This is a genomic window from Xanthomonas sp. NCPPB 3200 (assembly GCF_056393585.1).
This window is the reverse complement of record NZ_CM150785.1, coordinates 3,057,587-3,071,498: the sequence shown is the minus strand read 5'-3', so window position 1 is coordinate 3,071,498 and position 13,912 is coordinate 3,057,587. Positions and strand designations below refer to the sequence as shown.

Genomic DNA, 13,912 nt, shown 5'->3' with positions numbered 1-13,912 from the left:
AAAAAAGACCCCGTCGAACGGGGTCTTTTCGATGCATCGTCAACAGCGCTCAGAACCGGACAGTCGTACCCAGGTAGAAGAACCGGCCGATGTTGTCGTACAGCGCGGAGGTGAAGTCCGAGCCGAAGTAGTTGCGCGGCGGATCCTTGTCGAAGGCGTTGTCGATGCCGAGGTAGACGTCGATCTTCGAGCCGGGGAACTGATAGCCGAACTGGACGTTGTGGTAGGTGTACGAGCCGTTCTTGATCGGGCTGGCCGAGCCCGGATTGCTGTTGTAGCTTTCCGGCGTCACGCGCAGGTTGCCGTCCACATAGTTCATGTCCCACGAGGCACGCCATTCGTTCCAGTTGTACTTGGTCTGGAACTGCGCGCGCCAGCGCGGGTCGGTCACGTATGTCACGTACTCGTCGTACTCTGCCGGGAAGTCCTGGAACACCCATTCGCGCGACTGGATCAGGCGCGTACCGACAAGGCGCAGCACGGTGTTGCCTTCGCCGAGCTGGAAGCGATAGTCCATTTCCAGATCCACGCCCACACGCCGCGAGCGTGACAGGTTTTCGTTGAGCGCCTGCCAGCCGATGATGCTGTGCTCGGGATAGATGCGGCCCTGCGGGTCGGTGAATCCACCCAGCGGGGCGCGCTGCACGAAGCCGCAGAAGCTGTTGTTGATGCCGCCTGGGTTGTCCACGCAGCGCGTGGCATTGGTCTCTGCGGTCACGGTGCCGATCGCATCTTGCAGGTCGATGCGCCAGTAGTCGATCGACATGCCGAAGCCGTCGAAGAACTCCGGCTGCCACACCAGGCCATAGGACAGGCTGCGCGCGCGCTCCGGCTTCAGTTCCGGGTTGCCGCCGCTCACGCCGGGGCGGGTGGAGGTGAAGGTATCGATCCAGCCCACCGGCACACCCAGCGCACTGCAGTTGGCCTGGCGCAATGCCACATCGCCTGCGGTGCCGGGGCGGTTGGTGTTGGTCGGCAGGTAGTTGCAGGGGTCGTTGATGGTCGCGAAGTTTTCGCTCTGCGAGTCGTACAGCTCACCGATGCTGGGCGCACGCACTGCCTGTGCCACGGTGCCGCGCAGACGCAGCGACGGGATGATGGTCCAGTCCAGGCCCACGTTCCAGGTCTTGGTCGAGCCGATGCTGTCGTAGTCCGAATAGCGTCCTGCCACATCCAGTGCCAACCGGTCCACGCCCGGCAGGCCGGCAAGCAACGGAATGGTGCTCTCGACGAAGACTTCCTTGACGGTATATTCGCCACCGCTGTTGGGGATGGCGTTGAGGAAGGTCGCGCCCGAGGCCGCCAGCGGATCGGTGATTTCCTCGCTCTGTTCCTTGCGGTATTCCACGCCACCGGCAAACCCGATGTCACCGGCCGGCAGCGACAGCAGGTTGCTGTTGGCCACCGATGCGCTGAACACGGTCTGCTGGATCTTGGCCTGCGAGCGCGCGGTGGTGTTGAACCATGCCGCTGCTTGCGGGGTCACCGCGCCATTGCCGAACACACTGAACGGCACGCAGCCTTCGCGCGCCAGCGCCGAATAGACGCGATTGGTGTGCGGATTGATCGCGTTCGGATCCAGTGTGGTGCGGCAGACGATGTTGCCGCTGGCATCGCGTGCGGCATCGATACCGGCTTGCCAGCGCTCGTTGATGCGGTTGTTGAGATTCAAGCGGTCGACCGTGGTCTTGCCGTAGTTGGCGGACACGTCGTAGGTCCAGTTATCGGTGAAGTTGCCCTCGGCACCGAGCACTGCGCGATAGGTCTTGCGTTCGATGTTCTCGCCGCGACGGCCGGCATCGACATTGAAGCGGTTCATCAGGATCTGTGTGACACCGCGCGAATCCATCAGCGCACCGAGTTCGGGGCTGACATACGGATTCTGGCGACGCACGCGCAGCGAGCTGTCGAAGGCCGGCTGGCCGAAGAATTCCGAATCGGTCTCGCTGTACTTGCCTTCGAAGAACAGGCGATGGTTCTCGCTGACCTCGAAGTTGATCATGGTATTGACGCTCTTGCGATCGAAGCCGGGCTGCAGGTCGGCGACCGCATTCAGATCAACGAAATCGCAGTCCACGCAGGAGGTGTTGCTGACCACCGTGCCGTTGTAGCGGTTGCGGCGGAAGCTGCCGTCCTGGTTGAACAGGTAGCGGTTGCCATAGCTGGCCGGGTTGCGGAAATCGAAGGTACCCAGGTTGAAGGTGCCGCCGTAGGACGTGGAATGATTGCCGCCCGGGCCGCTGAGCACGTTCTGCGGATTGCGCTCGCTCGGCGGTTGGCTCGGATCGAACGCGGGGTTCTGAACCGACACCAGGTACTCGCGGCCGATGGCGCGGTTGCCGCGACCGAAGCGGTCCTGCTTGCTGTATTCGCCCGACACCGCGATGTTGCCGCGGCCGTCCGCAAAGTTGGTGCCTGCCGAGAAGCTGGCGAAGGAGCGGTTGTAGTTGCCCTCATCGGCCAGGCCGGTCTGCGCGCGCGTCTCGAATCCGGTGAAGGTCTTCTTGAGGATGAAGTTGACCACGCCGGCCACCGCGTCGGCGCCGTAGACGGCCGAGGCACTACCGGTGATGACTTCGACGCGTTCCACCCATTCCACCGGAATCGTGTTGACGTCCACCGCAGTCGAGCCCGGGCTGGAACCCACGTGGCGGCGGCCGTTGACCAGGACCAGGGTGCGGTCCACGCCCATGCCGCGCAGGTCGAGCAGGCCCAGCCCGGCGGTACCGATGAAGCGGGTGGAATTGCCCAGCGTGTAGCTCGGTGCCAGCGCCGGCATGCGCGCCATCAGGTCGCTGATGGTGGTCGCGCCGGTGGCGCGGATTTCCTCGGCACTGATCGCGGTGACCGGCGAGGGCGTGACAAAGCCGGTACGCGCAATGCGCGAGCCGGTGACAGTGACCTTGTCCAGATCGGTGGTGCCGGGTGCGACCCCGTTTTCTGACTGCGCGGCAGCGTGGCCGGCAGAAGTGGCCAGCACGGCAAACAGCGCGGTGCTCAGACGATGACGCTGGGTGGGTTGCAGAAGGCGACTCGACATGCGCTTGCAGATTCCTTGCGGGGGATTTTGCGGCACAGCCGTGCTCGCTGAGCGCTGGCTGAACTGAATTGCAAACGTAACAATTCCTTAATCATGTGTCCACGTTTGTGAAATTTGCCGCGGTTTGACACATGTGTGAGCGTGCGGCGCCGGTGTCCGGTGGTGGCTTGAAACGCATCTGCCTGTGGCCGAGCCGGTAAACTGACGGTCTTCCCAGCGCTGCGGCTGGCGACGCAGCCATCGCTGCATTCGCAGCGCACGACGAATCAGGCAGGCAATGACGACGATGGTGCAACGCGCTTCAAGCAAGGTGATCGACCCCTCCCGGAGCGCACGCGCATGAGCGGCGAGCGCAGAATCCCCGCGCACGCGGTGCAGGGGGCGCTGGCGCCGCATCCACGCATCCGCAATGTGATCGCGGTGGGCTCGGGCAAGGGTGGGGTGGGCAAGTCCACCACCGCGGTGAACCTGGCGCTGGCCTTGCGTCAGCAGGGCGCGCGCGTCGGTGTACTGGACGCGGACATCTACGGGCCGAGCGTGCCGGCGATGCTGGGCCTGAGCGGGCGGCCGGACAGCCCGGACAACAAGTCGATCGAGCCCTTGCGCGCGTTCGGAATCGAAGCGATGTCGATCGGCTTGCTGGTCGATCAGGACACGCCGATGATCTGGCGCGGGCCGATGGCGACCTCGGCATTGACCCAGCTGTTCAACGACACCTTGTGGGACGACCTGGATTACCTGCTGATCGACCTGCCGCCGGGCACCGGCGACATCCAGCTGACCTTGTCCCAGAAGATCCCGGTGGCCGGCGCGGTCATCGTCACCACGCCGCAGGACATCGCCACGCTGGATGCGCGCAAGGCCTTGAAGATGTTCGAAAAGGTCGAGGTGCCGGTGCTCGGGATCGTCGAGAACATGGCGGTGCACACCTGCAGCCAGTGCGGCCACCGCGAGCACCTGTTCGGCGAAGGCGGCGGCGAGCGCATGGCCGCCCAGTACGGCGTGCCCTTGCTGGGGTCGTTGCCGCTGGCGATCGCGATCCGCGAGCAGGGCGATGCCGGCCAGCCGATCGTGGTGGCCGCGCCGGAGTCGGCGGCAGCGCAGGCCTATCTGGCCGCTGCCGCGCGCCTGTCCGAGGAACTGGGCAAGCGGCCGCGCGCCAGCATCCCGATTTCGGCTTCGCTGCTGTAGCGCGCAGGCCGGCGCTGGTGCCGGCCGCTTGCTAGAATTCGCTGCCTTTCGCGCGGGCCGCTCGGCCTGCCGCCTTCCGTCTTCAAGGAACACCGCATGAGCATCAAGAGCGACCGCTGGATCAAGCGCATGGCCGAACAGCACGCGATGATCGAGCCGTTCGAACCCGGCCAGATCAAGCACGATGCCGCCGGCCAGCGCATCGTCAGCTTCGGCACTTCCAGCTACGGGTACGACGTGCGCTGCTCGCGCGAGTTCAAGATCTTCACCAACATCAACTCGACCATCGTCGACCCGAAGCACTTCGATCCGGGCAGCTTTGTCGATATCGAATCGGATGTGTGCATCATCCCGCCCAACAGCTTCGCGCTGGCACGCACGGTGGAATACTTCCGCATCCCGCGCGACACCCTGGTGGTGTGCCTGGGCAAGAGCACCTATGCGCGCTGCGGCATCATCGTCAACGTGACCCCGCTGGAGCCGGAGTGGGAAGGCCACGTCACGCTGGAATTCAGCAACACCACGCCGCTGCCGGCGCGCATCTACGCCAACGAAGGCGTGGCGCAGATGCTGTTCTTCCAGTCCGACGAAGTCTGCGAGACCTCGTACAAGGACCGCGGCGGCAAGTACCAGGGCCAGACCGGCGTGACCCTGCCGCGCACCTGATGCAGTGGAGCAGCCGCGGCCTTCAGCAGGTTGCGGTGGCCCGCTCGCGGTAGCGCAGCAGTTGGCGCACGCCGGCGGCGATCAGCAACGCCGGCCACCAGGTCGACACCAGGTTGCCCAGGTCGATACGGGCCAGCCCGAGGTTGTCCAGCAGAAACAGCGTGCCCAGCGTGATCAGGAACAGGGCGGGAATCAGGCGATAGTGCATGGCGATGTCCTCGGTAGGTGTGCGCCCATGCTGCGCGCAACACGCCCACCGATCAGGTGCCGGAAGTCAACTCTTGCGGATGACAAACGTCATGTCGGCCAGGTCATGGCTGCATTGGGGGCCGTGTCGTGTTCGCTGGCAGTCCCGGGGATACAGGAGTCCTGCCGCTCTACGGGTGCAGTCGGCTAGCGCATTCGCGCGTCCCCTGATCCGCCCTTCGGGGCACCTTCTCCCGATGGGAGAAGGGATGTCGGCGCTCTGACCCGGCGCTGGGGCTGATCGACTGCTGGAATCGCTCCATTCCATATTCACGGGCGCTAGCGCCCATCACGCGCACGGGCGAGAGCCGCGCGTCAAGGCGCGTTGCCGCATCCAATCAGTGACAGATCAGCAGCTACGGCCGGATAGCTCGGGAATCAACAGCGCCAGAAGCGCGCTCTTACGATTCCCCAATCCCGATTCCCGATTCCCGACTATTTGCCCCGCCCAAACAACATCCCCACACCGCAGGCGACCAGCGCCGCCGGCCACCACGTGGCGATCAGCCGGCCAAGACTGACATTGGTCCAGCCCAGGTTGTTGGCCAGGAACAGCAGGCCGACGAGGATCAGGATCAGCGCGGCGACGACATTGGATTTCATGCGGACAGGTGGTTGTGAGACGGGCGCCTATCGTAGCCGCTGCGCCCACGCAGCGACATGCTGGTGCAGCGCGTCGGCCTCGAAGCGCTGCGCGCTGCCGCTGCCCCAGACCGGGCCAGGCCAGGCCGCATCGCCCGGATGCCGGCCGACCAGATGCACGTGCAGCTGCCGCACGATGTTGCCCAGCGCGCCGATATTGAGCTTGGCGACCCCGGGCTCGACCCGCAGCAACTGCGAGAGCTGATTGATCTCGGCCAGCAACAGACGCTGCTGGCCGCCATCCAGATCGATCCACTCGCTGACATCGGCCACGCGCGGCACCAGCACCAGCCACGGGAAGCGGCTGTCGTCCATCAGCCGCACCTGCGACAGCGGTCCGTCGGCGACGAACACGCTGTCTGCGGCCAGCCGTGCATCGAGCTGGAAGCCGCTCGCCCCGGACGTGCCGGCTGCAGTCCCGCTCATCCCAGATGCGCTTCGAAAAAGCCCAGGGTGCGCTCCAGTGCACGCTCGGCGCTGTCGGCGTCGTAATGCGTGGGGTCGATGCTGCGATTGAAGGCGTGGCCGGTCGGATACACGAAGGTTTCCATCTGCGGCAGCTTCTCGCGGTGGGCCTGGATCGCCTCGGGCGGAATGCTGGTGTCCTGCTCGCCGAAGTGGAACATCACCGGCGCCTTCGGTGTTTCGTCCAGCAACTGGGTGTTGCGGCCGCCGTAGTAGCTCACCGAGGGCAGGCCCAGGCGGATCGCCGACAGCAGCGCCACCGAGCCGCCCCAGCAATAGCCCACGGTGCCGACCTTGCCGGCGCGGCCGAGCAGGGTGGCGGCGGATTTGACCACCTCCACCGCGCGCTCCAGGCCGACCGCATTGGCCAGTGCCAGGCCACGCTGCAGGCTTTCCTGGTCGTAGGGCAGCTGCACGTCCTTCTCTTCCAGGTCGAAGAAGGCCGGCGCCAGCACTTCGTAGCCGCGTGCGGCGTAATCGTCGGCCACCGCGCGGATATGTTCGTTGACGCCGAAGATCTCCTGGATCACCACCAGGCCGCCGCGCGGGCTGGAGGTCGGGGTGGCGTGCCAGGCGGCGACCTGGCCGTCGGGGGTGTCGAGCGTGGTCCAGTGACCCATGGGAACTCCTGCTGCGGTAGGGGGAAGGCGCGCATTATCGACCGGATCGGCGGCGCTGCAGGTGAGGGTCTCGCTAAGATGACCTTGCCTGCCCGCAGCGCGGTTCAGAGCGCTGCCCGCGCGCCGCTATAATTGCTCCACTCAGGCCCCAGACCGCTCCGTTCCCAGGCTCCTGCTTCCATGTCCCAGCTGAACCCCAAAGTCGGCTTCGTCAGCCTTGGCTGCCCGAAGGCGCTCGTCGACTCCGAACGCATCCTCACCCAGTTGCGCGTGGAGGGCTACGACATCGTGCCCAGTTACGACGCTGCCGACGTGGTGGTGGTCAACACCTGCGGCTTCATCGACTCGGCGGTGACCGAGTCGCTGGATGCGATCGGCGAGGCGATGAACGCCAACGGCAAGGTGATCGTCACCGGCTGCCTGGGCAAGCGCCCGGAACAGATCCGCGAGGCCTACCCGCAGGTGCTGGCGGTGTCCGGCCCGCAGGACTACCAGAGCGTGATGGAGGCGGTGCACGCCGCATTGCCGCCGCGTCACGACCCGTTCGTGGATCTGGTGCCCGACTACGGCATCAAGCTGACCCCGCGCCATTACGCGTATCTGAAGATCTCCGAAGGCTGCAACCACCGTTGCAGCTTCTGCATCATTCCCTCGATGCGCGGCGATCTGGCCTCGCGTCCGGTCGATGAGGTGCTGCGCGAAGCCGAACGCCTGGTGCGTGGCGGAGTCAAGGAACTGCTGGTGGTCTCGCAGGACACCTCGGCCTACGGCGTGGACCTGAAATATGCCGAGCGCCCGTGGCGCGATCGCATGTACCAGACCCGCATGAAGGCGCTGTGCGAAGGCCTGTCGGAGCTGGGCGTGTGGACGCGGCTGCACTACGTGTATCCGTACCCGCACGTGGACGATGTGATTCCGCTGATGGCCGAAGGCAAGCTGCTGCCGTACCTGGACATCCCGTTCCAGCACGCCAGCCCGCGCATCCTCAAGTTGATGAAGCGGCCCGGTGCGGTGGAAAAGACCCTCGAGCGCGTGCAGCGTTGGAAGGCGATGTGCCCGGAGATCACGGTGCGCTCCACCTTCATCGTCGGCTTCCCCGGCGAGACCGATGCCGAATTCGAATCCATGCTCGACTTCCTGGATCAGGCCCAGCTCGATCGCGTCGGCGCGTTTGCCTATTCGCCGGTGGAAGGTGCCAGCGCCAACGCGTTGCCGGACCCGGTGCCGGAAGAGCTCAAGCAGGAACGTCTGGCGCGCTTCATGGCCAGGCAGGCGGAGATCTCCGCCGCGCGGCTGGAGGCCAAGATCGGCAGCGTGCAGCAATGCCTGGTCGACCTGATCGAGGACGATATCGCGGTGGCGCGCTCACGCGCGGACGCCCCGGAAATCGACGGCCTGGTGCATATCCAGAATGGCGGCGAGCGCGGCTTGAAGGTCGGCGACCTGGTCGATGTGGAAATCACCGACAGTGACGAGCACGATCTGTTCGGCGATGCATTGCCGGCCAATGTCGCAATCCAGCAGGGACGTCCGTTGAATCTGCAGATGGTGTAACTGGACGCTGGTCCTTGCACGTCTGTCCGTAGGAGCGCGCTTGCGCGCGATGAGGCCTTATCGATAACGCCCCATCGCGCACAAGTGCGCTCCTACACGCAGGTCAGCAGAGTGTGGTCACTCGCCTACTGGGTAGCGTAATCCACCGACACCACCACGAAGGTGTGCTTGCCCGACGGCAACTGTGCTTCGAACTCGTCGTCCACGCGTTTTTTCAGCAGCGCGCGTGCCAAGGGCGAGTCGATGCTGATCCAGCCGCGTCCGGCGTCGGTTTCGTCCGGGCCGACGATGCGGTAGTGCAGCAGCTCGCCGCTGTCGGCGTCCTCCAGTTCGACCTGTGCGCCGAAGAACACCGCGCGCGGATCGGTCGGTGCGGTATCCACCACACGCAGCGCTTCCAGCCGTTTGCTCAGATAACGCACGCGGCGGTCGATCTCGCCCAGCTGCTTCTTGCGATAGGTGTACTCCGCGTTCTCCGAGCGGTCGCCTTCTGCCGCTGCGGCGGCCAGCGCACGCACCACCTCCGGCCGACGCACGCGCCACAGCTCTTCCAGCTCGGCCTTGAGCCGGGCGTGGCCGTCGGGCGTGATCAGTGCGGTGCTTTTTTCGGCGGGCGGGCGCCAGCGGCTCATGGGCGGTGTATCGGACAGCGGGGCCGCGATGCTAGCGCGCATGGCCGGCTTGCGCATCTGCCGTCGCACGGCGAAGCTTTGCGCTCTCTCGGACACGGACGTTGTCATGTTGCTGATGCCGCTGCACAAGCCCTGGTCGCGCCAGAACATTCCCTGGGTGACGCTGCTGCTGGTGTTGGCCAATGTGGTGGTGTACCTGGGCTATCAACGCAAGGACGATGCGCTGGTCGAAAACGCGGTGCGCTACTACGTCGAGTCCGGCCTCGGTGCAGTGGAGGCGCAAGCCCACGAGCGCTATCTGCAGCAGACCGACGACACCAAGTTGCGCGCTGCGCGCCAGGCCAGGCTGGACAGCGTGCCGGCGCGGCAACGCCTTGCCTACCTGGCGCAGCTGACGATGCACGACCTGGTCTTTACAGAGGCATTGCGCAGCGGCGCGTTGTTCAAGGACGAGCAGCGTCTGCGCGAATGGCGCACATTGCGCGTGCCCTACGATGCGCGCCTGTCCAAGGTGTTCACGTTGCGGCATCTGCAGCGTAGCTCCGAGTGGTCACCTGCGAGGATGCTGACGGCCACCTTCCTGCATGGCAGCTTCGATCATTTGCTGGGCAACATGCTCTTTCTGCTGGCGCTGGGCACCTTGCTGGAAGGTGCGATCGGCAGCGGCTGGTTCCTGCTGCTGTATCTGCTCGGCGGGTTCGGTGCCAGCGCGGCCAGCCTGTGGTGGCGCTGGGGCGCGCCGGGCGGCGGCCTGGGCGCCTCCGGTGCGATCGCTGCCTTGATGGGCGCGTTCTGCGTGGTCTGGGGCAGGCGCAAGGTGCGCTTCTTCTACTGGTTCTTTGTGGTATTCGATTACGTACGCGGGCCGGCGATCCTGCTGCTGCCGCTGTGGCTGGGCTGGGAGCTGTACAGCCTGCTATGGAGCGACAACGGCAGCGTCGCCTTCGAGGCACACGCCGGTGGGCTGGTCAGTGGCGCCGTGCTCGGTGTCGTGCTGGTGCTGTTGCGGCGCACGCGCCCGGCCTTCATGCAGGAGAGCGAGGCAGTGCTGGTGGACAATCGCTGGGAGCGCGCGCAGCGGCATCTGGGACGCATGGAGAACGTGGAAGCCGAGCGGCTGTTGGCGGAGCTGGCCAGCGAACAGCCGCATAACCTGGACGTGGCGCTGGCGCGCTACCGCACCGCGCGCAATGCCGGCCGCAACCAGGACAGCCTGCAGCACGCGCAGACGCTGTTGCAACTGCACACGCACCACGTCGAGCAGACGCGCATCCAGCTGACAGTCGCTGCCGAACTGGGCAAGGCCGGGATCGGGTACGCGCCATCGGCACGCATGGCACTGATCGGCGCATGCCTGCGCACGGGATCGTTGGCCGATGCCGAACGTCTGTTGAAGGAAGGCGAGTCGGGGATGCCGCGCGCCGAGCTGGCGCACCACTGGTTCGTACTGGCCCTGCGACACGGCGAGCTGCAGGACGGCGCGCAGCGTGCGCGCTTGCTGCGTCAGCTGCTGGAGCAGTTCCCCGAGCAGGCACAGGCCAGCAAGGCGCGCTTTTTGCTCGAGAACGGGTGAGTGGTTTCTGCTTGATCCGTGTTGCCAACGCAAGCGGTGAGAGCGCCGTACACTCGACTCACCGGAGCTTTTGATTCAAGCATCGTATCACCACCAAAACGACGTAACAGTGTGAAGTCTTGATTGCTTCAGGCGTCGTGTTTTGAAGGGGGGGCGAGCACTGCGGATGGATCAGTTGCAGAGCGGTTGATCTGCGGCGTGGCTGCCGGGCCCTTGCCCGCCCACCATCGCAGGACACGCCGCAAGTACGTCCATGTAGGCTCTTACGCGGCATCCATGCCGCGTAAGGTCCCGCGACGGTGGGCGGGCAAGGACCTGTCGAGATGGTCGTTGTCCAGGGCTGCGAGTAGTGCACGTCGCGCGACGGACCAATGGTGGAGCATCTGATCTGAGCATTAGAAAGCTTTGTTGGCTGCTCAAGCTGGTTGAATCGCCACCGCTTTCAGCGCGGCTTCCAGCTTCGCGCGTAGTGCATCGTCGTCGCATTGAGCCAGTGCGTTTTGCAGCACTGCGCGCGCCTGCTCATCGCGGCCGAACCGCTCGCCCAACAGCAGGCCGGCATCCAGCGACCAGGCCGGCATCATCCGATCGCGCGGCCATGCGGCGATTGCCGCAAGCAGGCCGTCGGTCGCCAGCTGGAATTGCCCGGCCATCTTGGCGCGCTCGGCCAGCAAGGTGGCGTGCTCAGGCGTCAGCGGGGTAAACGTGGAGTCGCCGTCCAGCGCTTCGCGCTGCAGTGCGAGCGCGCGACGCTCCTGCTTTTCCTGCAGCAGGCGGTTGATGTACTGGCGGGTGTGCTCGCGCAGTTCATCGTTGCGATGGTGTTGACGCAGCAGGCGTTGATACAGCTCGTGCACCGCCAGGCTCACCGCACGCGAACGCACCGCCCCGCGCAGGGCCTGGAATGCCTCGTCGGAGTGTCCGTCGCGCAGGTATTGTTCGGCTTCGTCGAGCAGGCGTTGATCGGGGTCTTCGCGCTCGAACGCCGCATCGCCGCTGGGCACGTAGCCGAGTTCTTCGTGGTACTGGTAGACCAGATACCCCATCAGGTGGAAGCTGGCGAACAGGCTCCAGATCGAGGCGCTCACCATCGTCGCCTCGCGCACGATCGGCGGCAGATACTTCACCGCAATGAAGATCGCCGCAGTGGCGCTGCCCTGGATCACGTACAGCAAACCGTATGCAGCCAGGTACGGCCAGCCGATGCGCATTGCCATGTCGATCGACACGGCCGGATTGAGGGCGCGGCGCAGGCTGCCATCGATGGCCAGCGCAATCATCATACCCGGCAGCAGCAGCTGGACTGCCAGATAGGCGATGGTCAGGCCAGGCTTGCCCGCCAGCACGCCAGTGGCACCAATGACGATGCCCAGCGCAAGCGCCAGCATGATCAGCCGCAGCACCGCGCTGTCGAAGCTGTTGTAGCCCAGCCGGGGCGCGTCGGCTTGCCCGTCGGCAGTATGGCGCAGGATGTCGAAGGCATAGGTGTAGGTCGCCATGCCCAGCACGCCGGCGACCACCAGTTTCAGAATGCCGGGCAGCACCAGCAGCGCGCTGCACAGCGTCAGCGCAATCAATGCGTACAGCGCCGAGCCGCGCAGCGGATAGGTGGCAATGGCGGGAATGCGGGTCCAGAACGGTGCCGGCGCGGCCTGCGCGGCAACCTTGCGTGCGCGAAAACGGTCTTCCATGACGCTCCCCAGGCGTGTGATGTGACCGGATTGTGCGGTGGGGCGCGTCGTCACGCAATTGGGGGGAGGGCGAGCCAATTAAACTTGGAATGGGCACAGGCCGGCGACATGTCGCCGGCACGGTCTGGATATTGCTGGCCAGGCCAGGCGTCAGTGCCGGCATTGCATTGAAGCTTGCTGTGTCCGATAGCATCGGATGCGCATCGACAGACCACCGATGCGTTGTGTGACGCACCGGGAGAGCGATAGGTAAAATAATGGCCCGCCGCAATCTTGCGGCCCATACGAGTGACCGGGCGCGCCGCGCCCCTGGCATTGCCGTCGCTCGCATCACAAGGAGTGTCGCTTGAATCCTTCTGCCACCGGCAACCCGCAGGTCCGCATTCGCAGCATCGATGTGCTCTCGGACAATTGGTATGTGCTGCGCAAGGTCACGTTCGATTTCCAGCGCAAGAACGGCCGCTGGCAGACCCTGTCACGTGAAGCCTACGATCGTGGCAATGGCGCCACCATCCTGCTGTATAGCCGCGCCAAACAGACGGTGATGCTCACCCGCCAGTTCCGACTGCCCACGCTGCTCAACGGCAATCCCGACGGCATGTTGATCGAAGCCTGCGCCGGCCTGCTCGACCAGGACGATGCGCTGACCTGCATCCGCAAGGAAACCGAAGAAGAAACCGGCTACCGCATCGACAACGTGCGCAAGGTGTTCGAGGCCTTTATGAGCCCTGGCTCGGTCACCGAACGCCTGTACTTCTTCGTCGGCGAATACTTCGACGGCGACAAGGTCAGCGAGGGCGGCGGACTCGAAGAAGACGGCGAAGAGATCGAGGTGCTCGAGCTGTCCCTTGATACAGCGCTGGCGATGATCGGCTCGGGCGAGATCGCCGATGCCAAGACCATCATGCTGTTGCAGTACGCCAAGTTGCATGGTGTGTTGGCATAGAGCAGCACGTTGCGCTATGGCGGTAGCGCCTCAGAGTCGGCTGCCAAAGATCTAGGTCGCTTGCAACTCAATGCACGCGCTTCAGGATCTTGTCCTGGTATTCGGATGCTCCGCCGCTCTGACAGCTTCCGCCATCCTGGGATAGGAACTCAGCAACACCGGGTTTGGGGTTGTCAGTTTCATCAATCCGGAATCCGTAGAGCGGAGAGGGATAGGAAAAGCGTGGGTCGGGCTCTGCTTGCAAGATCAAGCAGCTGCCCGCGATCTCATCCACCCACCACGTACTACGCAAGGTCACTGTCTGTCTGTGATGTTTAGGATCTTGTCCAGACAGACAGGTGTACTTCAACGTATAGCGATGACTTTTCTGATCCTTGACGGCGGCTTCCAGCCACAAGTCAGCGTGTGCACTTGCGCATTCAGGGCGTTCGCCCTCTATCTGCAAGAGGCCTGAGTAGTGGCCGGCGAGAAGGTGCTGGCTGCGCAATGGCCACTTGATTGGGCCATAGCCAGGATCGTGGTAGTCGTAGTTGGGGTTGCGTGTTTTTTCCTGTGCTCCGCAAGTTGCAGTCAGAACAAGCATGGCAATCCCACAAAGATGCATCCATATCTTGCGCATAGTGTTCGTCCCTGTGGTTATTCGTTT

At 64.6% G+C, this 13,912-nt stretch carries 13 protein-coding genes; 5 read left to right on the top strand and 8 right to left on the bottom strand.

Features of this window, described 5'->3' with window-relative positions:
• Window positions 1-49: 49 nt before the first annotated feature.
• A complete protein-coding gene (locus AC06DU_RS13400; protein WP_478202615.1) occupies window positions 50-3,040 on the bottom strand; it encodes a TonB-dependent receptor plug domain-containing protein in 2,991 nt (996 codons plus the stop codon).
• A 339-nt stretch (window positions 3,041-3,379) separates the two neighbouring features.
• Between AC06DU_RS13400 and apbC the strand changes: the two genes are divergently transcribed.
• Entirely contained in the window at window positions 3,380-4,231 is an 852-nt protein-coding gene (apbC, locus tag AC06DU_RS13395) for an iron-sulfur cluster carrier protein ApbC (protein WP_024939536.1), read from the top strand.
• A 96-nt stretch (window positions 4,232-4,327) separates the two neighbouring features.
• Window positions 4,328-4,897, top strand: a complete 570-nt coding sequence (gene dcd / locus AC06DU_RS13390; RefSeq protein WP_010366727.1) for a dCTP deaminase — start codon at window positions 4,328-4,330, stop codon at window positions 4,895-4,897.
• Between the two features lie 22 nt (window positions 4,898-4,919).
• On the opposite strand, the gene AC06DU_RS13385 is transcribed toward dcd, so the two are convergent.
• The 4 genes from AC06DU_RS13385 to AC06DU_RS13370 all read right to left on the bottom strand — a co-directional run bounded on the left by AC06DU_RS13385 (window position 4,920) and on the right by AC06DU_RS13370 (window position 6,870).
• Window positions 4,920-5,105: a LiaI-LiaF-like domain-containing protein gene (locus AC06DU_RS13385; RefSeq protein ID WP_024939537.1), complete on the bottom strand. Its 186-nt coding sequence runs from the start codon at window positions 5,103-5,105 to the stop codon at window positions 4,920-4,922.
• 473 nt (window positions 5,106-5,578) lie between these two features.
• Window positions 5,579-5,746 (bottom strand): LiaI-LiaF-like domain-containing protein, encoded by a 168-nt coding sequence (locus AC06DU_RS13380; protein WP_006452352.1) that lies wholly within the window; start codon window positions 5,744-5,746, stop codon window positions 5,579-5,581.
• A 27-nt stretch (window positions 5,747-5,773) separates the two neighbouring features.
• Window positions 5,774-6,211, bottom strand: a complete 438-nt coding sequence (locus tag AC06DU_RS13375; protein WP_024939538.1) for an HIT domain-containing protein — start codon at window positions 6,209-6,211, stop codon at window positions 5,774-5,776.
• Window positions 6,208-6,870, bottom strand: coding sequence for a dienelactone hydrolase family protein (locus tag AC06DU_RS13370; RefSeq protein WP_016905084.1), 663 nt, complete (start codon window positions 6,868-6,870; stop codon window positions 6,208-6,210). The genes AC06DU_RS13375 and AC06DU_RS13370 overlap by 4 nt, the downstream gene beginning before the upstream one ends.
• Window positions 6,871-7,050: 180 nt before the next feature.
• Between AC06DU_RS13370 and rimO the strand changes: the two genes are divergently transcribed.
• Complete coding sequence (gene rimO, locus AC06DU_RS13365) at window positions 7,051-8,424, top strand: 30S ribosomal protein S12 methylthiotransferase RimO (protein ID WP_047128955.1); 1,374 nt, start codon at window positions 7,051-7,053, stop codon at window positions 8,422-8,424.
• 125 nt (window positions 8,425-8,549) lie between these two features.
• Here rimO and greB read toward each other — a convergent pair whose 3' ends face one another.
• On the bottom strand, window positions 8,550-9,056 hold the full coding sequence (greB, locus tag AC06DU_RS13360; RefSeq protein WP_024939541.1) for a transcription elongation factor GreB: 507 nt from the start codon (window positions 9,054-9,056) through the stop codon (window positions 8,550-8,552).
• A 106-nt stretch (window positions 9,057-9,162) separates the two neighbouring features.
• Here greB and AC06DU_RS13355 point away from each other — a divergent pair, with 106 nt between their 5' ends.
• Window positions 9,163-10,629 (top strand): rhomboid family intramembrane serine protease, encoded by a 1,467-nt coding sequence (locus tag AC06DU_RS13355; RefSeq protein ID WP_478202614.1) that lies wholly within the window; start codon window positions 9,163-9,165, stop codon window positions 10,627-10,629.
• A 416-nt stretch (window positions 10,630-11,045) separates the two neighbouring features.
• Here the strand turns inward: AC06DU_RS13355 and AC06DU_RS13350 are convergent, their stop codons facing one another.
• Window positions 11,046-12,320 (bottom strand): hypothetical protein, encoded by a 1,275-nt coding sequence (locus tag AC06DU_RS13350; RefSeq protein ID WP_478202613.1) that lies wholly within the window; start codon window positions 12,318-12,320, stop codon window positions 11,046-11,048.
• Between the two features lie 346 nt (window positions 12,321-12,666).
• Here AC06DU_RS13350 and nudK point away from each other — a divergent pair, with 346 nt between their 5' ends.
• Entirely contained in the window at window positions 12,667-13,266 is a 600-nt protein-coding gene (nudK, locus tag AC06DU_RS13345) for a GDP-mannose pyrophosphatase NudK (RefSeq protein ID WP_478202612.1), read from the top strand.
• Window positions 13,267-13,333: 67 nt separating this feature from the next.
• On the opposite strand, the gene AC06DU_RS13340 is transcribed toward nudK, so the two are convergent.
• Window positions 13,334-13,849 carry a hypothetical protein gene (locus AC06DU_RS13340; RefSeq protein ID WP_080689456.1) on the bottom strand — a complete coding sequence of 172 codons (516 nt, stop codon included), beginning with the start codon at window positions 13,847-13,849 and terminating at the stop codon, window positions 13,334-13,336.
• Window positions 13,850-13,912: the final 63 nt, after the last annotated feature.